Source organism: Streptomyces sp. NPDC046831, from assembly GCF_040645305.1.
Lineage (GTDB): Bacteria > Actinomycetota > Actinomycetes > Streptomycetales > Streptomycetaceae > Streptomyces.
The window spans coordinates 144,283-161,692 of the sequence record NZ_JBEYXZ010000011.1; the positions used below are offsets into that span (position 1 = coordinate 144,283).

Here is a 17,410-nt window from a genome sequence, read left to right on the forward strand (position 1 = left end):
GCTCGGGGGTGGGTGCGCCCCGCCGGGCCTGCGGGTCTGCCGGGTCTGCTGAGCCCGCTGGGTCAGCGGTGTCTGTTCAGCCCGCCGGGTCTGCCGAGCCTGCCGGGCGCCGGGTCAGCCGGGCCCGCCGAGTCCCCAAGTCGCCAGGCCGGCCGGGGCCGGCGGCCCGGGGGCGGGTGCGCCCCGCCGTGCCTGCTGAGCCGGCCGGGCTTGCCGGGTCTACCGAGCCCGCCAGGCCTGCCGGCTCTGCCGGGTCTGCCGGCCCCGCCGTGTCCCCTTGCCGTCAGGCCGGCCGGGCCCGGCGGCGCGGGGGCGGGTGCTCCCCGCCGTGCCTGCTGTGCCCGTCGTGTCCCCCTGCCGCCAGGTCCCCGGGCCCGGCGGCCCGGCCGCCCCGGCGGTACGCGGCGCCGACACCGTTCCGGCGCGCCGCCGTGCCTGGGAGGCCGGGCCGGGGTGACCATCGTCGACAGGCGGGAGCTCACCCCACCGGCACCCCCGGGCGGCGGCCGCGCCGGCCGCCGGGCGCGGGCGGGCCGGCTGAACGCCGCGTTGATCCGGCGTTGAGCGAACGTTTCACGCCGCCCGGCAGGATCCCGCTCATGCATACCGAGACGATCACCCCGGCCGACACCACCTGGCAGGCTCAGGCCCTGTGCGCGCAGACCGGGGCGGACTTCTTCTTCCCCGAACCGGGCAGCTCCGTCCGCGAGGCCAAGCGCATCTGCGGCATGTGCGACCTGCGCTCCGCCTGCCTGGACTACGCGCTGCGCAACGACGAGCGGTTCGGCGTCTGGGGCGGCCTGTCCGAGAAGGAGCGGCTGGCGCTCAGGCGGGTGAGCCGGTAGCGCGGGCGGGCGCGGGTCAGCCCCCGGACCGCGCCGCCATCCGCGCCTTGCGGGCCGCCAGCTTCTCGTCGAACGCCCGGGCCTCGGCGTCCAGCCCGCCCAGGAACACGCCCAGCTCCTCCTGTGCCCGCAGTCCCTCCGGACCGAGGCCGTCCATCTGCATGACCTTCAGGAAGCGGAGCACCGGCTGCAGCACGTCGTCGTGGTGGATGCGCAGGTTGTAGACCTCGCCGATGGCCATCTGGGCGGCCGCCCGCTCGAATCCCGGGATGCCGTGGCCGGGCATGCGGAAGTCGACGACCACGTCCCGCACCGCCCGCATGGTCAGGTCGGGGGCGATCTCGAAGGCCGCCTTCAGCAGGTTGCGGTAGAAGACCATGTGCAGGTTCTCGTCGGTGGCGATGCGCGTCAGCATCCGGTCGCAGACCGGATCGCCCGACTGGTGGCCGGTGTTGCGGTGCGAGATCCGGGTGGCGAGCTCCTGGAAGGCGACGTACGCGACCGAGTGCAGCATCGAGTGGCGGTTGTCGGACTCGAAGCCCTCGCTCATGTGCGCCATGCGGAATCGTTCCAGCTTGTCCGGGTCGACCGCACGCGAGGTGAGCAGGTAGTCGCGCATCACGATGCCGTGCCGGCCCTCCTCGGCCGTCCAGCGGTGCACCCAGGTGCCCCAGGCGCCGTCGCGGCCGAAGAGGCTGGCGATCTCGTGGTGGTAGCTGGGGAGGTTGTCCTCGGTCAGCAGGTTCACCACGAGCGCGGTGCGGCCGATCTCGGTGACCTTGGACTGCTCCTTGTCCCAGGCCTCGCCGTCCTCGAAGAGGCCGGGGAAGTTGCGGCCGTCGCTCCAGGGCACGTACTCGTGCGGCATCCAGTCCTTGGCGACCTTCAGATGCCGGTTCAGCTCCTTCTCGACCACTTCCTCCAGGGCGTGGAGCAGCCGTGCGTCGGTCCAGGCGGAGGACGGGCTGCCGAGGTGCGGGGAAGTCATCGTCACGTGAACTCCAGGGGGACGAGCGGGAGAAGCGGAACGGGTCCGGCGAGCGGTGCCGGACATACGGGATCGTAGGCTACGAGTCCGTAGGTTACGAAACCGTAGGTTAAGGACACCGTAAAGAGCGCCTGATCAGAGCGTCGAGCCGGGCAGTTCACGGACGTGCGGAACGGCCCCGGAACCGCTCGGTTCCGAGGCCGCAGGGCAGCGTGCTTCCTCAGGTCAGGCGTACAACTCCCGCAAGCGGACGGAGAGGCACGTCACGGAGCCCTCCAGTTTCTCGAACTCGCCGATGTCGACCACGACCGGTTCGAAGCCGAGGTCGGCCAGCAGCTCCGCCGTCTTGGGCGCGCTCGCCGCCATCAGCAGCTTCCCGCCGCCGAGTTGCACCACGTGCCCGCCGGACGGCTCGGGCACCGGCAGGAACCGGGGGTACAGCGACGGCGTGTCCACCTTCGGGATGTGCCCGATGACGGTGCCGTCGGGCAGCGCCGTCACCGCCGACTTCAGGTGCAGCACCCTGCTCACCGGCACGGCGACGACCCGTGCCCCGAGCGGTTCGAAGGCGGCCCGCGCCTGCTGCACGCCGGCCGCGTTGGTGCGTCCGCCGCGGCCGACGTAGACCGTGTCGCCGGTCTTCAGCACGTCACCGCCGTCCAGCGTGCCCGGCTCCCAGATCCAGTTCACCGAGCAGCCCAGGCGGGCCACGGCCTCCTCGACCCCGGCGGTCTCCTCCCGCCGCGACTCGGCGCCGGGCCGGGTGATCAGCGCCACGTTCCTGAACATCACGACCGTGTCCTCGACGAACACGGAGTCGGGGCAGTCGTCGGCCGGGTCCACCTCGATCGTCTCCCAGCCGTGCGTCCGCAGCGCCTCCACGTACGCCTCCCACTGCCGCGCCGCGCGTGCGGCGTCGACCGGCTCCCGCTCGATGTGGGTCACCAGGCCCTCGGCGAGGCGCGGACCGGGGCGGCGGACGAGGGCTTTCCTGCTGGGCACGAGAAGTCTCCGTATCGGGGGCTGTTCCTGCGGGCCGGACAGCACGGCACCGGTTCGCCATCATGCGTCAGCCGCGCGTGCCGACAAAACTCTCGCCGAGGACCTGTGCCCTTCCCTCGAACCCCTGTCCGGGTGCGGGCCGGGCGCGGCGCGGAGCCGCCCCCGGCCCGCACCCGCTGCGGTTCCGCCCCGGCCGGCCCCGGGCCGGGGCCGGCCGCCCGGGCCGCGGGGCCAGGGGCGGGCGATGCCGGTCAGCCGGTGTACCCGAGCGCTTCCGGCGTGGTCTCGCTCAGCCCTCCCTCCTCCAGGACCAGCCAGCGGGTGATGCCGGCCGACTGAAGGAACGGCAGGTCGTGGCTCGCCACGATCAGCGCTCCCTCGTACGACTCCAGAGCCGTCGTCAGCTGGCGCACGCTGGCCATGTCGAGGTTGTTGGTCGGCTCGTCGAGCATGAGCAGCTGCGGGGCGGGCTCGGCGAGCATCAGCGCCGCCAGCGCCGCCCGGAACCGCTCGCCGCCGGACAGGGTCGCCGCCTTCTGGTCGGCCCGTGCGCCCCGGAACAGGAAGCGGGCCAGCCGGGCCCGGATCAGGTTGTTGGTGGCGCCCGGCGCGAACCGGGCCACGTTCTGGGCCACGGTCAGCTCGCCGTCGAGGACGTCGAGCCGCTGCGGCAGGAACCGCAGCGGGACGTGCGCCGTCACCTCGCCCGCCACCGGCTCGATCTCCCCGGCGACCGTGCGCAGCAGCGTCGTCTTGCCCGCTCCGTTGCGCCCGATCAGCGCGATCCGCTCCGGACCGTGCAGATCGAGGCCGCCCTCGACACGTGCCCCGTAGGCCAGTTCGAGGTTCCGCAGGGTGAGGACGGTACGGCCCGGCGGCACCGCCGTGTACGGCAGGTCGACGCGGATCTCGTCGTCGTCGCGCACGGCCTCCGCCGCCTCGTCGAGCCGCTCCCTGGCCTCGGTCAGCCGCTCCTCGTGCATGATGCGGTGCTTGCCCGCGGACTCCTGCGCGGCCCGCTTGCGCGCCCCCATGACGATCTTCGGCTCGCGCTTCTGGTCCCGCATCTTCTGGCCGTACCGCTTGCGGCGGGCCAGTTTGACCTGGGCGTCGGCCAGTTCGCGTTTCTGCCGCCTGACGTCGGCCTCGGCGACCCGGACCATCCGCTCGGCCGCCTCCTGCTCCACGGCCAGCGCCTCCTCGTAGGCGGAGAAGTTGCCGCCGTACCAGGTGACCTCGCCGGAGCGCAGATCCGCGATCTGGTCCGCCAGTTCGAGGAGTTCGCGGTCGTGGCTGACCACCACCATCACGCCCGGCCAGGACGAGACGGCCGCGTACAGCCGCCGCCGCGCGTACAGGTCGAGGTTGTTGGTCGGCTCGTCGAGCAGCAGGACGTCCGGGCGGCGCAGCAGCAGCGCGGCGAGGCGCAGCAGCACCGACTCGCCGCCCGAGACCTCGCCGACGGTGCGGTCCAGGGAGATGTGGCCGAGGCCGAGTTCGCCGAGGGTGGCCAGGGCGCGCTCCTCGACGTCCCAGTCGTCGCCGACGCTCTCGAAGTGCCGCTCGGCGACGTCACCGGCCTCGATGGCGTGCAGCGCGGCCCGCTGCGCGGCGATGCCGAGCGCCTCGTCGACGCGCAGCGCGGTGTCGAGCGTGACGTTCTGCGGCAGGTGGCCCACCTCGCCCACGACGCGGACGGCGCCGCCGGACGGGGTGAGCTCGCCCGCGATCAGCTTCAGCAGGGTCGACTTGCCGGAGCCGTTGACGCCGACCAGGCCGGTGCGGCCGGGGCCGAAGGCCACGTCGAGGCCGTCGAAGACGGTCGAGCCGTCGGGCCAGGCGAAGGACAGGGAGGTGCAGGAGACGGAAGGTGACATGGGGCCTCGCGATGGCTGGGCGCGGTCAGGGGGCACACGCGTGTCGAGACACCGCGGGGCGAGGACAGCCGTGTGGGCGCGGGGCCACGGGGCAGAAGAAGAGCCCTGGGCCGGACATCCGGAAAGGACGGCTCGAACGCCGAGGTCGCACGCGACGCACACACCAGAGCTGGTGTGACGCGGTGTCTCAGAACCTCAGACGAGCAACGTCCTTCTCCCATCGACGGCAACAGAACCGCTGTAAACCGTACGAGGGGGTGGGGACGCTGTCAACGGAATACCGTGAGCCCCGGCTCACCGCGCGAAGGAGGCCCCCGTGCCGAACGGCCCGCTGTCGCTGCCGGCCCGTCTGTACCTGCTGGCCTGGGACACCACGCGGCTGAGGGTGACCGGCGCCGCCCACCTGCACCACCTGGTGCGGGCCGGAGCCCTGACCGAGCTGGCCCAGCGCGGGCTGCTCCTGGACGTCGACGGCATCGCCACGCCCGTCGACCTGGACGCGCGCACCGCCGACCCGGTCCTCGACGGGCTCCTCGACCTCGTCCGCGAGTCCCGGCCCCGCCCGTGGAAGACCTGGGTCACGCTGCGGGCCCGGTACACCCTCGTGGCGGTGCGGGAGCAGCTCGCCGCCGAGGGGTACCTGCGCGCGGAGAAGCGGCGTGTCCTCGGTGTCTTCCCGTCGGTGGACCACGTCCTGGCCCGCGTCGCCGCCGTGGAGGCCCTGCGCGAGGAGGCGCGCCGGGTCCTGGAGGACACCCGGCCGGCGGCGGAGGTGTCCGACCGCGACGCGGCCCTCGTGGCCCTGGCCGCCGCCGGCCGGCTGCGCACCGTCGTCCCCGGCCGGGACCGCAGGCTCCACCAGCGGCGCATCGAGGAGCTCACCGAACGCAGCGGCGCGGCGGCCCCGGCACTGAGCCGGGTCGTCCGCGAGGTGAGCACGGCGGTCGTCGCGGCGACGGCGGCCGCGGCCGCCGCGCCGGCGTCCGGCTGAGCCGCCCCGACCGCGCCCCGGCCCGCCGCGGCCCGGCCTGCCGCCGGCCGCCCGTTCTGTGCCTGCGACGGCGGACGGGCCAGAGGTGTGGCCTGCCGCTCGGGACCCGCGGGCCGGGCAGACGTACGGGTGCCGTCTGCGGGGGCTGCGGCCTGCGGGGAGCTCAGCGCGCGGCTCGCTCAGGAACACCTGCCGTGCGTGGCTCGCGCGGGTGCCGGCAGGGAAACCTCCCCGCCGCGCCAGGCCGGCGCGGAGGGTGTCAGCAGGCGTCCCGCATCAGCTCGGCCAGGTCACGGTCCAGGTCGAGCTGCAGGTGCTCCAGGCCGACGGGCACCAGCGCGCTCGTGTCGTCGAGGAAACGCTGTATCTCGCCGGTGCGGACGTGCACCACGGCGGTGCCCTCCGGGGCGTGGAACTCCAGCACGGTGCGCTCGAACCCGTACGGCCGCACCCGCACGTCACCGTCGCCCTCGGGCTCGTGCAGGCCGGCCGCGAGCAGATCGCGGGCGAACGTCCAGCAGACCTCCTCGCCCGCCAGGGTGGCCGGGGCCGGGAAGGTCATGTGGACCGCGTACGGGTCGGTCCGGTCGTAGTGCAGTGTGGCGCGGACGGTGCACATCCGTGGCGCGGCGGCGACCAGGCGCGCCTCGACGGGCTGCTCGATGACGGTGGACAACGCCTTGCTCCCTTGTGACGGCTGGACGGACGTCCGGGCGGACGAGGCCGGGCACTTGAGGAGACGCCGGAATACGTCCGTCCGTGCACACGCGGGACAGGTGACTTCGGTCACCGTGCCCCACCACGGGCCGCGGCGGCCCCGTGGCGGGGCGGGAGCACCCCCGCGCGGGCCGCGGCGGCGCAGGTGCGTCGGGGTGCCGGCATACGGGCCGACCGAAGGCCCCAGGTCCGGCGACATGGTCTCGCACGGACCGTCCCCGACCGCGTCCCCGCCCGCGCCCGCGCCCGGGAACGCCGGACCGCCGGCGAAAGAGGCCTGCGGTTGCGGCAGTGTGGATCGGCACGGATGCTCTCCCACCGCTCCTCGCGCGGCGGACAGCTCGGCGGCGACGGTGTGGCCGGCCCGGCTGCGGTGGACGATGACCCGGTGCGCGAAGGCGCTCGGCGAGGGCCGGCCCGGGGCGCGGGGTGGAGCGTCGCCCGCCCGCTGCCCGCGGACCGTCCGCGCTGCCCCGCCTGACCTCCCGCGCCGCGGCCCCCTAGGCTCGTGAGCACCATGACGACCGTACCCGTCCCCGCGAACTGGCCCGCCACCGAGGAGCAGGCCCGCGCCGTCCAGGACGCGCTGCGCGCGCGGGTGGTGCTGGACGAGCCGGGGCCACCTCCCGGCACCGGCCACGTCACCGGGGTCGACGTCGCCTACGACGACGAACGGGACGCCGTCGCGGCCGCGGCCGTCGTGCTCGACGCGGCCACCCTGGACGTCGTCGCCGAGGCCACGGCCGTCGGGCGGATCTCCTTCCCGTACGTGCCCGGCCTGCTCGCCTTCCGTGAGATCCCGACCGTGCTCGTGGCGCTGAAGGCGCTCACCCGCCCGCCCGGTCTGGTGGTCTGCGACGGTCACGGCCTGGCCCACCCCCGCCGCTTCGGTCTCGCCGGCCATCTCAGCGTGCTCACGGGGCTGCCGACGATCGGTGTCGCCAAGAACCCGTTCACCTTCACCTACGAGGACCCGGACAGCCGGCGCGGGAGCGCCTCCCCGCTCCTCGCGGGTGACGAGGAGGTCGGGCGCGCCCTGCGCACCAGGGACGGCGTCAAGCCGATCTTCGTCTCCGTCGGCCACCGGGTGTCCCTGGACAACGCCTGCGCCCACACCCTCGCGCTCACCCCGGCCCACCGCCTGCCGGAGACGACCCGCCGGGCCGACGCGTTGTGCCGGCGGGCGCTTCAGGAGGCGACGACGCGCCGGGCACCCACCTCCCGGTAGTCCGGGTCGTGGACGGCCGATCCGCTGCCGGGCTCCAGGGCGCAGCGGCGCAGGTTTCCGCCCCGGTACCGCAAGGACGCGCCGATGACTTCGACGGCGTCGAGAAGTCTCGCAGGGGTGAGCGCGCGCCGGGTGGGACCTGAGTACGTCGTCTGAGTACCCGTACGGATGTGGGGGTGCGGGCGCCCGCGCCAGGGTGGCCCGCATGACGACTCACCGTTCCCCGAAGCCCCTCGCCGATCCGGACCGGCCCGTCGAGCGCGCGTTCAACGCCGCCCTCGCGCTCGCCACGCTGGCGGGACTCGCCTGGATCGGCGGCATGCTCTACACCGTGCTGGGGTGGCGTCTGTAGCCAGGGCCGGCCCGCGCCGCCCGTCGATGACCGGCGCCTCACCGCGACGACCGGCGCCGAACGGCAATGGCCGGCGCCGGGCCCCCATGACCGGACCGGACAGCAACGACCGGCGCTGGCCCCGATGACCGGCCCGAACGGCAACGATCGGCTCTGGCCCCAATGACCGCATTGACCGGGATCGACCGGCACCGGCCGGGCACCGGCCGGACGGCTCCGGGTGCGGGCCAGCCCTCGGTGCCGGGCCCGCTCCCCGGTGCCGGCCAGCCCTCGGTGCCGGGCCCGCTCCCCGGTGCCGGCCAGCCCTCGGTCGGGCCCGCTCCCCGGTGCCGGTCAGGCCAGCCCCGGTGCCGCCCGGGCCCCGGGCGACAGTGCCGGCTACACCTTCCGGGTGGCGGCCACCCGGAAGGTGATGCCCGCCGCGCGCAGGCGGTCGGTGAGCGCGTCGCCCATCGCCACCGCGGTCGTGACCTGGCCGGCCGTCGGCGGCAGTTCGTCGAAGGCCAGGCAGAGCGCCGACTCGGCGAACATCTTCGCCGTCTCGTCGTAGCCGGGGTCGCCCCCCGCGACCTCCGTGAACACCCGCCGGCCGCCGCCCTCGCCGACGAAGCGCACCGAGAACCAGCTGCGGGCGCGCCGCTCGGCGTCCGGCCCCTGGCCGGGCCGGAGCCGGCCGGACAGCCAGCGGCGGGCCGGCGGGAGCTGGGCCGCCGCGGCGAGGGCGGCGACGGCGACGGCACCGCCGGCCGCGACGGGCAGGTGCTCGACGGCCGCGTAGTGGCGGTAGCGGAAGTCCGGGCCGTACCGTTCGAGCGCCCGCGCGGACCGCACCACGACGCGCGGGTCGAGGGTGGGCAGCGGCAGGGCCCAGGCGTTGGCCTCACCGGCGAACCGCGGCGCGCCCGTCGGCGAGGACGCCCGCCGCCCCATCAGACGCGGCTCGTGCCGGGCGCGGTCCCGGGCGGCGGCGCGCATGTGCCGGGCCCGCGCGAACTGGTTGAGCGCCGAGGCGAACGTGCCGCCCGAGAAGGCGCCGTCGGCCCGCACGAAGCCGTCCACGGTCAGCGGCACGCCCTCCGGCAGGTGCCGCACGGTGAAGTACACGCCCAGGTCGTGCGGTATCGAGTCGAACCCGCAGGCGTGGACGAGCCGGGCTCCCGTCTCCCGGGCGCGTGCGTCGTGCCGGACGTACACCAGGTCGACGAACTCCGGCTCCCCGGTCAGGTCCACGTAGTCCGTGCCGCTGTCCGCGCAGGCGGCGACGAGCTCTTCGCCGTACGTCAGGTAGGGGCCCACCGTCGTGGCCACCACGCGGGCCTGGCGGGCGAGTTCGCGTAGCGACGCCGGGTCGGTCACGTCCGCCCGCAGCACGCCGACGCCGGAGCCGCCGGGCAGCCGATCGCGCAGCTCCTCGAGCTTCCGCCCGTCGCGGGCGGCGATCGCCCAGCGCAGTCCCTCGGGCGCGTGGGCGGCGAGGTACTCCGCGGTGAGCGCCCCCACGAAGCCGGTGGCTCCGAAGAGGACGATGTCGTACGGACGGTCCGTGTTGTTCAGCCTGCTCATGACACCCCTCGGTCCTCGCAGCCCGCGCCGCTGTCGTCGGCCGAGGCTAGCGTGAGGGGTGCGGAGCCGTGCGAGGAGCCCGGAGGTGTGCGGTGACCGTGCCCGGAAACACCCCGAAGAAGGGGGAGATGGCGGGACGCACACGCCCCGCGGACGGACGGCCCCCGCCGGACTGGGCGGTCCCGCCCGGGTGGACGGCCTCCGGTGCGCGGAACCGGCCCGCTCGCGACGGCCGCCCGGCCAATCACCCGGACGGAGTACGGCGACAGCACGGCGGAGTGCGGCGGAGGACCGCGGCGCGGGAGAATCGGCTAAGCGGTTGCTCGTTCTGCTCTTGTGCCCGGTGACGGGCGTTCCTAGCATCGCTGGTGTTACATCGGTTGTGTCACAGTGAGGGGTCCCGGATGGCGGCGGAGCGGGTGCCAGGACAGGGCGGGCCGCTCGGCGGTGTGCGGGTGGTCGAACTCGCGGGCATCGGCCCGGGCCCGTTCGCCGCCATGCTGCTGGCGGACCTCGGCGCCGACGTCGTCCGCGTGGACCGACCCGGCGGCGCCGGTCTCGGGATCGACCCCGCCCTCGACGTCACCAACCGCAACAAGCGCTCGGTGGTCGTCGACCTGAAGTCGGCGGACGGCGCCGCCACGGTCCTCGACCTGGCCGAACGCGCCGACGTCCTCATCGAGGGCTACCGCCCCGGCGTCGCCGAACGCCTCGGCGTCGGCCCCGGGGACTGCCACGCCCGCAACCCCCGCCTGGTCTACGGCCGGATGACCGGATGGGGCCAGGACGGCCCGCTCGCCCAGCGCGCCGGACACGACATCTCCTACCTCGCCCTCACCGGCACCCTCGGCATGATCGGCGCGCCGGACGCGCCCCCGGCCGTGCCCGCGAACCTCGTCGGCGACTACGCGGGCGGCTCGCTCTACCTCGTCGTGGGCGTCCTCGCCGCCCTCCACCACGCCCGCGCGACCGGGACCGGCCAGGTCGTGGACGCCGCCATCGTCGACGGCGCGTCCCATCTGGCCGCCATGATCCACGGCATGCTCGCCGCGGGCGCCTGGCAGGACCGCCGCGGGGTCAACCTGCTGGACGGCGGCTGCCCGTACTACGGCACCTACGAGACGGCCGACGGCGGGTACATGGCGGTCGGCGCACTGGAGCCGCGGTTCTACGACGCCTTCACGGACCTGCTCGGCCTCGGCGGGCAGGAGCGCACGGCCCACGCCGACCCCGCCCGCTGGCCGGCCCTGCGCGAGGCCGTCGCCGCCCGCTTCAAGACCCGCACCCGGGACGAGTGGACCGTCGTCTTCGAGGACTCCGACGCCTGCGTGGCCCCCGTGCTGTCCCTGCGCGAGGCCCCGCGCCACCCGCACCTCGCCGCCCGCGGCACCTTCACCGAGCACGCCGGCATCGTCCAGCCCGCGCCCGCGCCCCGCTTCTCCGCGACCCCCGCCGCCGTGCGCACCGGCCCCGCCCGTCCGGGCACCGGCACGGCCGCCGTGGCCCGGGACTGGGACGTACCGCGCCTGCTGCGGGACCGCGCAGCCGGCGCCGACAACGGACACGCAACGCGCTGAGAGCCGAGAGGGGACCGCCCCGTCCGGCCCCGAAGACCCCACCGCCCCCGAACACCCGAGTGAAAGGCTTGTCAGTGAGCACCGAAGCGTACGTCTACGACGCGATCCGCACCCCGCGCGGGCGCGGCAAGGCCGGCGGCGCCCTGCACGGCACCAAGCCCATCGACCTGGTCGTCGGTCTCATCCACGAGATCCGGGGCCGCTTCCCGGACCTGGACCCGGCCGCCGTCGACGACATCGTGCTCGGCGTCGTCGGCCCGGTCGGCGACCAGGGCTCCGACATCGCCCGTATCGCCGCCGTCGCCGCCGGACTGCCGGACACGGTGGCGGGCGTGCAGGAGAATCGCTTCTGCGCCTCGGGCCTGGAGGCCGTCAACCTCGCCGCGGCGAAGATCCGCTCCGGCTGGGAGGACCTCGTCCTCGCGGGCGGCGTCGAGTCGATGTCCCGTGTGCCGATGGCCTCCGACGGCGGCGCCTGGTTCAACGACCCGATGACCAACCTGGCCGTCAACTTCGTGCCGCAGGGCATCGGCGCCGACCTCATCGCCACCATCGAGGGCTTCAGCCGGCGGGATGTGGACGAGTACGCCGCCCTGTCGCAGGAGCGCGCGGCCACCGCCTGGAAGGAGGGCCGCTTCGAGCGCTCCGTCGTCCCCGTCAGGGACCGCAGCGGGCTCGTCGTCCTCGACCACGACGAGCACATGCGCCCCGGCACCACCGCCGACTCGCTGGCGAAGCTGAAGCCGTCCTTCGCCGACATCGGCGAGCTCGGCGGCTTCGACGCGGTCGCCCTGCAGAAGTACCACTGGGTCGAGAAGATCGACCACGTCCACCACGCGGGCAACTCCTCCGGCATCGTCGACGGCGCCTCCCTCGTCGCCATCGGCTCCCGGGAGGTCGGCGAGCGCTACGGGCTGCGGCCGCGCGCCCGCATCGTCTCCGCGGCCGTCTCCGGCTCCGAGCCGACCATCATGCTCACCGGGCCCGCGCCCGCCACCCGCAAGGCCCTCGCGAAGGCCGGGCTCACGATCGACGACATCGACCTGGTCGAGATCAACGAGGCCTTCGCGGCGGTCGTGCTGCGGTTCGTGAAGGACATGGGCCTGTCCCTGGACAAGGTCAACGTCAACGGCGGCGCCATCGCCCTGGGCCACCCGCTCGGCGCCACCGGCGCGATGATCCTCGGCACCCTCGTCGACGAACTGGAGCGGCAGGACAAGCGGTACGGCCTCGCCACCCTGTGCGTGGGCGGCGGCATGGGCATCGCGACGATCGTCGAACGCGTCTGACCCCGGCGGAATCATCGGCACCAGAAGACCTCAACGGAGACCTCACATGACCGACAGCACCACCATCCGCTGGGAACAGGACGACACCGGCGTCGTCACCCTCGTCCTCGACGACCCCCACCAGTCCGCGAACACCATGAACCAGGCGTTCCGGGCCTCGCTCGCCCAGGTCGCCGACCGGCTGGAGGCCGAGCGGGACTCCCTCCGCGGCGTCATCGTCACCTCGGCCAAGAAGACCTTCTTCGCCGGCGGCGACCTGCGCGACCTCATCCGGGTCACGCCCGACACCGCGCAGGAACTGTTCGACGGCGGCCTGGCCGTCAAGCGGGACCTGCGCCGCATCGAGACCCTGGGCAAGCCGGTCGTCGCCGCGCTCAACGGCGCCGCGCTCGGCGGCGGGTACGAGATCGCCCTCGCCTGCCACCACCGAGTCGCCCTCGACGCGCCCGGCTCGAAGATCGGCTGTCCCGAGGTCACCCTCGGCCTGCTGCCCGGCGGCGGTGGCGTCGTGCGCACCGTGCGCCTGCTCGGCATCGCCGACGCCCTGCTGAAGGTGCTGCTCCAGGGCACCCAGTACAGCCCGCGCCGCGCCCTCGACAACGGGCTCGTCGACGAGGTCGCCGGCAGCCGCGAGGAGATGCTCGCCAAGGCCCGCGCCTTCATCGACGCCCACCCCGAGTCCCAGCAGCCCTGGGACCGGCCCGGCTACCGCATCCCCGGCGGCACCCCGGCCAACCCCAAGTTCGCGGCCAACCTGCCCGCCTTCCCGGCCACCCTGCGCAAGCAGACGGGCGGCGCCCCCTACCCGGCCCCGCGCAGCATCCTCGCGGCCGCCGTCGAGGGCGCCCAGGTCGACTTCGAGACCGCGCAGGTCATCGAGGCCCGCTACTTCGTGGAGCTGGCCGCGGGCCAGACCTCGAAGAACATGATCCAGGCCTTCTTCTTCGACCTGCAGGCCGTCAACTCCGGCGCCAACCGGCCCCAGGGCATCGAGCCCCGGCAGGTCCGCAGGGTCGCCGTCCTCGGCGCCGGCATGATGGGCGCCGGCATCGCCTACTCGTGCGCCCGCGCCGGCATTGAGGTCGTCCTGAAGGACGTGTCGCTGGAAGCCGCCGTCAAGGGCAAGGGATACTCCGAGCAGCTGTGCGCCAAGGCCGTCTCCCGGGGCCGCACCAGCCGCGAGAAGGCCGATGCGCTGCTCGCCCGCATCCACCCCACCGCCGACGTGCAGGACCTCGCCGGATGCGACGCGGTGATCGAGGCGGTGTTCGAGGACACCTCCCTCAAGCACAAGGTGTTCCAGGAGATCGAGAACGTCGTCGCCCCCGACGCGCTGCTGTGCTCCAACACCTCCACCCTGCCGATCACCGTGCTCGCCGAGGGCGTGGAGCGCCAGAGCGACTTCATCGGCCTGCACTTCTTCTCACCGGTCGACAAGATGCCGCTCGTGGAGATCATCAAGGGCGGCCGCACCGGCGACGAGGCGCTGGCCCGCGCCTTCGACCTGGTCCGGCAGATCGGCAAGACCCCGATCGTCGTCAACGACTCGCGCGGCTTCTTCACCTCGCGCGTGATCGGTCACTTCATCAACGAGGGCGTGGCCATGGTCGGCGAGGGCATCGAGCCGGCCTCCGTCGAGCAGGCGGCGGCGCAGGCGGGCTACCCGGCCAAGGTGCTGTCCCTGATGGACGAGCTCACCCTCACCCTGCCGAAGCGGATCCGCGAGGAGTCCAAGCGGGCCGTGGAGGAGGCCGGCGGCACCTGGCGGGCGCATCCCGCCGAGGCGGTCGTCGACCGCATGGTGGACGAGTTCGGCCATACCGGCCGCAGCGGCGGCGCCGGTTTCTACGACTACGCCGACGGCAAGCGGGCCGGCCTGTGGCCGGGGCTGCGGGAGCACTTCACCCGGCCCGGCCACCGGATCCCGTTCCGGGACATGCAGGAGCGCATGCTCTTCGCGGAGGCCCTCGACACCGTCCGGCTGCTGGAGGAGGGCGTCCTGACCTCCGTCGCCGACGCCAACGTCGGCTCCCTCCTCGGCATCGGCTTCCCCGGCTGGACCGGCGGCGTGCTGCAGTACATCAACGGCTACGAGGGCGTCCCCGGGGAAGAGGGCGCCGCCCCGGCGGGTACCGGCCTGCCCGCCTTCGTCGCCCGCGCGCGGGAGCTGGCGGAGCGCTACGGCGAGCGGTTCGACCCGCCCGCCCTGCTGGTGGAGATGGCCCGGAAGGGGCAGACCTTCACCGACGCGCGCTGACGTCCCCCTCAGCCGGCGGACGCACCCCCGGGGTCCTCACCCCGGGGGTCGTCCTGCCGTGCGCCGTCCACCCACCCGCGCAGCTCCTCCTTCAGCGACCGCTGGAAAGTGGTCAGCAGCGCCTGCACGACCAGGGGGTGCATGTGGGCGGACAGGGACCTCACCTCCTGCGGGCCGCGCTCGGCCACCGCCTCCCGCAGCAGCCGCGACAGCTCCTGCGCCGCCGCCTGCGCGTGCTCCACCAGCACCGTGCGGGCCGCCAGGATGGTCTCGTGGGCCAGCGGCACGTCCAGCAGCCGCACGCCGAGCCGCAGCAGACCGGAGTCCACGCGGAAGGACTCGCCGTCCCGCGCGATCACGTCCATCGCCGCCAGGCGGCGCAGGTCCTCCTCGCCGAGGGGCCGGTCCGCGCGCCGCTCCAGTTCCCGCCGTGACACCGTCTCCACCGTGTCCGGCGCCCAGGACGCGACGACCGCGCGCTGGATGGCCAGGTCGTGCGGGGTGAGGTCCGGCGGCAGCTGCCTGAGGTGGCGCTCGATGGCGGCGAGCGTCATGCCCTGCCGCTGCATCTCCTCGATCAGGGCCAGCCGGGCGAGGTGCTCGCTGCCGTAGTGACCGACGCGGCGCGGACCGATCACCGGGGGCGGCAGCAGACCGCGGGTGCCGTAGAAGCGGACCGTGCGCACCGTGACCCCGGCACGCCGGGCGAGCTCGTCGATCGTGAGGGCCGGCTGCCCGGTGTCGGTCGTCATGTGCAGCAGTATCGCTGTACCACCGCCACTGTGACACCCGGTACCGCCGTGACGTGCGACGTCCCGGGCGCCGTCGGCGCATCCGTGTCCGTTCCGCGCAGACTGTGTGAGAAGTCCCGCTCTGTGACGTCGGCCATCGCGTGAGCGGTGATCTCCCTGGGAGGCTGTTGCCCTGGCCTGTGCCGTGAAGGGCGGTGCGGGCCGGGGCACGTACGGACCGCCGGGCCCACTCGGCCCGGAACACCAGGAAGTGGAACCACCCGTGAGCAAGGACTCCGCGCACACGGCACAGGTCGCCGACCACCCCCAGGCGACCGGGACACCCGCCGACGCGGGCGACGCCGGATACAGCAAGGACCTCAAGCACCGCCACGTCAACATGATCGCCATCGGGGGTGCGATCGGAACCGGGCTCTTCCTCGGCGCCGGCGGCCGCCTGCACAGCGCGGGACCGGCCCTCGCCCTGGCCTACCTCGTCTGCGGCGTCTTCGCCTTCTTCGTCGTCCGGGCCCTCGGCGAGCTGGTGCTCTACCGGCCCTCGTCCGGGTCGTTCGTGTCCTACGCGCGCGAGTTCCTCGGGGAGAAGGGCGCCTACGTCGCCGGCTGGATGTACTTCCTGAACTGGTCGACCACCGGCATAGCCGACATCACCGCGATCGCGCTCTACACGCACTACTGGAGCCTGTTCACGCCCGTCCCGCAGTGGGTGCTGGCGCTGGTCGCGCTCGCCGTGGTCCTCGCGGTGAACCTGATCTCGGTCAAGATCTTCGGCGAGATGGAGTTCTGGTTCGCGATCGTCAAGGTGGCCACCCTGGTCGCCTTCATGCTGATCGGCATCTTCCTGCTGGCCACGCAGGCCGATGTCGGAGGCCGGAGCCCGGGCTGGAGCGTCGTCTCCGACAACGGCGGCGTCCTCCCGCACGGCATGATGCCCGTCGTGCTGGTCATGCAGGGCGTGATCTTCGCCTACGCGGCCCTGGAGCTGGTCGGCGTCGCCGCGGGCGAGACCGCCGAGCCGGAGAAGGTCGTCCCGCGCGCGGTGAACTCGATCATGTGGCGGGTGGGGCTGTTCTACTGCGGCTCCGTCGTGCTGCTGGCCCTGCTGCTGCCCGGCTCGGTCTACTCGGGCGACGAGAGCCCCTTCGTCACGGTCCTGTCCCGGATCGGCGTCCCGGCGGCCGGCGACGTCATGAACCTGGTGGTCCTCACCGCCGCCATGTCGTCGCTGAACTCCGGCCTGTACTCCACCGGCCGCATCCTGCGCTCCATGGCCGTGGCCGGGTCCGCGCCGAAGTTCACCCGCGTGATGAGCCGCAGCCAGGTGCCCTACGGCGGCATCCTGCTGACCTGCGCGGTCTGCGTGCTCGGCGTCGGCCTGAACTACCTCGTACCGAGCAAGGCCTTCGAGATCGTGCTGAACGTCGCCTCCCTCGGCATCGTCAGCACCTGGGTGATCATCATGATCTCCCACCTGGTGTTCGTCCGCCGGGCCAGGGCGGGCCTGGTCACCCGGCCGCACTTCCGGCTGCCCGGCAGCCCGGTCACCGAGGTCGTCACGATCGCCTTCCTGCTGGCCTGCCTCGGCATGATGGCCGACGACCCCGACGTCGGCCGCAAGACCCTGCTGCTCCTGCCGGTGATCGCCGTCCTGCTGGTGGCCGGCTGGTTCGGCGTCCGCCGCCGCGTCGCGCGCACGGCCGACCAGGAGCTGTCCCGGTTCGGCGGGTAGCCGGTGGCCGGCGCCCGCCCCCGGGCCCCGGGGCCGCCCGCCGGGCCGGGTTCCGCCGGCGCGGGGACGAGCGACGCCGGCCCCGGCAGCGCTCGGCTCGCCCCGTCCGGGTCGTGCGATACCGGGGGTGCCCGGACGGACCCGGCTCCGCGGCGGTCCGGCGCGTCCCGGCCGGCCGGTGTCCGGGTGACCCACGGGACGGGCTCCGGGCCGTCCCGGCCGCGCGTGCCCCGGGCGGCCTGC

The 17,410-nt window shown here is 74.1% G+C and carries 14 protein-coding genes; 8 read left to right on the forward strand and 6 right to left on the reverse strand.

Annotation, left to right across the window (positions count from 1 at the left end; translation table 11 throughout):
- Positions 1-599: 599 nt before the first annotated feature.
- Positions 600-845 (forward strand): WhiB family transcriptional regulator, encoded by a 246-nt coding sequence (locus tag ABZ920_RS12880; RefSeq protein WP_361502582.1) that lies wholly within the window; start codon positions 600-602, stop codon positions 843-845.
- A 16-nt stretch (positions 846-861) separates the two neighbouring features.
- Here the strand turns inward: ABZ920_RS12880 and ABZ920_RS12885 are convergent, their stop codons facing one another.
- The 3 genes from ABZ920_RS12885 to ABZ920_RS12895 form a co-directional block, all read right to left on the reverse strand.
- Positions 862-1,839: an acyl-ACP desaturase gene (locus ABZ920_RS12885; RefSeq protein ID WP_361502585.1), complete on the reverse strand. Its 978-nt coding sequence runs from the start codon at positions 1,837-1,839 to the stop codon at positions 862-864.
- Between the two features lie 219 nt (positions 1,840-2,058).
- On the reverse strand, positions 2,059-2,835 hold the full coding sequence (ddaH, locus tag ABZ920_RS12890) for a dimethylargininase (RefSeq protein ID WP_361502588.1): 777 nt from the start codon (positions 2,833-2,835) through the stop codon (positions 2,059-2,061).
- A 251-nt stretch (positions 2,836-3,086) separates the two neighbouring features.
- Positions 3,087-4,712, reverse strand: coding sequence for an ABC-F family ATP-binding cassette domain-containing protein (locus tag ABZ920_RS12895; protein WP_361502591.1), 1,626 nt, complete (start codon positions 4,710-4,712; stop codon positions 3,087-3,089).
- Positions 4,713-5,028: 316 nt separating this feature from the next.
- Here ABZ920_RS12895 and ABZ920_RS12900 point away from each other — a divergent pair, with 316 nt between their 5' ends.
- Positions 5,029-5,703: a GPP34 family phosphoprotein gene (locus tag ABZ920_RS12900; protein ID WP_361502593.1), complete on the forward strand. Its 675-nt coding sequence runs from the start codon at positions 5,029-5,031 to the stop codon at positions 5,701-5,703.
- Between the two features lie 259 nt (positions 5,704-5,962).
- On the opposite strand, the gene ABZ920_RS12905 is transcribed toward ABZ920_RS12900, so the two are convergent.
- The gene (locus ABZ920_RS12905) at positions 5,963-6,379 is read right to left on the reverse strand and encodes an SsgA family sporulation/cell division regulator (RefSeq protein WP_361502596.1); all 417 of its coding nucleotides are present in this window, start codon (positions 6,377-6,379) and stop codon (positions 5,963-5,965) included.
- A 558-nt stretch (positions 6,380-6,937) separates the two neighbouring features.
- On the opposite strand from ABZ920_RS12905, the gene ABZ920_RS12910 reads away from it, so the two are divergent.
- Together ABZ920_RS12910 and ABZ920_RS12915 are read left to right on the forward strand one after the other, a co-directional pair.
- Positions 6,938-7,648: an endonuclease V gene (locus ABZ920_RS12910; RefSeq protein WP_361502599.1), complete on the forward strand. Its 711-nt coding sequence runs from the start codon at positions 6,938-6,940 to the stop codon at positions 7,646-7,648.
- Between the two features lie 205 nt (positions 7,649-7,853).
- Positions 7,854-8,000: a hypothetical protein gene (locus tag ABZ920_RS12915; protein ID WP_361502602.1), complete on the forward strand. Its 147-nt coding sequence runs from the start codon at positions 7,854-7,856 to the stop codon at positions 7,998-8,000.
- Between the two features lie 378 nt (positions 8,001-8,378).
- On the opposite strand, the gene ABZ920_RS12920 is transcribed toward ABZ920_RS12915, so the two are convergent.
- Complete coding sequence (locus tag ABZ920_RS12920; protein WP_361502605.1) at positions 8,379-9,563, reverse strand: saccharopine dehydrogenase NADP-binding domain-containing protein; 1,185 nt, start codon at positions 9,561-9,563, stop codon at positions 8,379-8,381.
- A 404-nt stretch (positions 9,564-9,967) separates the two neighbouring features.
- On the opposite strand from ABZ920_RS12920, the gene ABZ920_RS12925 reads away from it, so the two are divergent.
- The 3 genes from ABZ920_RS12925 to ABZ920_RS12935 all read left to right on the forward strand — a co-directional run bounded on the left by ABZ920_RS12925 (position 9,968) and on the right by ABZ920_RS12935 (position 14,686).
- Positions 9,968-11,140: a CaiB/BaiF CoA-transferase family protein gene (locus ABZ920_RS12925; protein WP_361502608.1), complete on the forward strand. Its 1,173-nt coding sequence runs from the start codon at positions 9,968-9,970 to the stop codon at positions 11,138-11,140.
- Positions 11,141-11,214: 74 nt separating this feature from the next.
- Positions 11,215-12,429 (forward strand): acetyl-CoA C-acetyltransferase, encoded by a 1,215-nt coding sequence (locus ABZ920_RS12930; protein ID WP_361502611.1) that lies wholly within the window; start codon positions 11,215-11,217, stop codon positions 12,427-12,429.
- Between the two features lie 46 nt (positions 12,430-12,475).
- Positions 12,476-14,686, forward strand: a complete 2,211-nt coding sequence (locus tag ABZ920_RS12935) for a 3-hydroxyacyl-CoA dehydrogenase NAD-binding domain-containing protein (RefSeq protein ID WP_361502613.1) — start codon at positions 12,476-12,478, stop codon at positions 14,684-14,686.
- Positions 14,687-14,694: 8 nt separating this feature from the next.
- Here ABZ920_RS12935 and ABZ920_RS12940 read toward each other — a convergent pair whose 3' ends face one another.
- The gene (locus tag ABZ920_RS12940; RefSeq protein ID WP_361502616.1) at positions 14,695-15,438 is read right to left on the reverse strand and encodes a MerR family transcriptional regulator; all 744 of its coding nucleotides are present in this window, start codon (positions 15,436-15,438) and stop codon (positions 14,695-14,697) included.
- Positions 15,439-15,700: 262 nt separating this feature from the next.
- Between ABZ920_RS12940 and ABZ920_RS12945 the strand changes: the two genes are divergently transcribed.
- The gene (locus tag ABZ920_RS12945; RefSeq protein ID WP_361502619.1) at positions 15,701-17,167 is read left to right on the forward strand and encodes an amino acid permease; all 1,467 of its coding nucleotides are present in this window, start codon (positions 15,701-15,703) and stop codon (positions 17,165-17,167) included.
- The last annotated feature ends 243 nt before the right edge of the window (positions 17,168-17,410 follow it).

Excerpts from the sequence above, each read along its gene's own strand:
- ABZ920_RS12935 (WP_361502613.1), top strand. The coding sequence starts at position 12,476 with ATGACCGACAGCACCACCATCCGCTGGGAACAGGACGACACCGGCGTC.
- ABZ920_RS12915 (WP_361502602.1), top strand. The coding sequence starts at position 7,854 with ATGACGACTCACCGTTCCCCGAAGCCCCTCGCCGATCCGGACCGGCCC.
- ABZ920_RS12880 (WP_361502582.1), top strand. The coding sequence starts at position 600 with ATGCATACCGAGACGATCACCCCGGCCGACACCACCTGGCAGGCTCAG.
- ABZ920_RS12925 (WP_361502608.1), top strand. The coding sequence starts at position 9,968 with ATGGCGGCGGAGCGGGTGCCAGGACAGGGCGGGCCGCTCGGCGGTGTG.
- ABZ920_RS12940 (WP_361502616.1), bottom strand. The coding sequence starts at position 15,438 with ATGACGACCGACACCGGGCAGCCGGCCCTCACGATCGACGAGCTCGCC.
- ABZ920_RS12910 (WP_361502599.1), top strand. The coding sequence starts at position 6,938 with ATGACGACCGTACCCGTCCCCGCGAACTGGCCCGCCACCGAGGAGCAG.
- ABZ920_RS12920 (WP_361502605.1), bottom strand. The coding sequence starts at position 9,563 with ATGAGCAGGCTGAACAACACGGACCGTCCGTACGACATCGTCCTCTTC.
- ABZ920_RS12895 (WP_361502591.1), bottom strand. The coding sequence starts at position 4,712 with ATGTCACCTTCCGTCTCCTGCACCTCCCTGTCCTTCGCCTGGCCCGAC.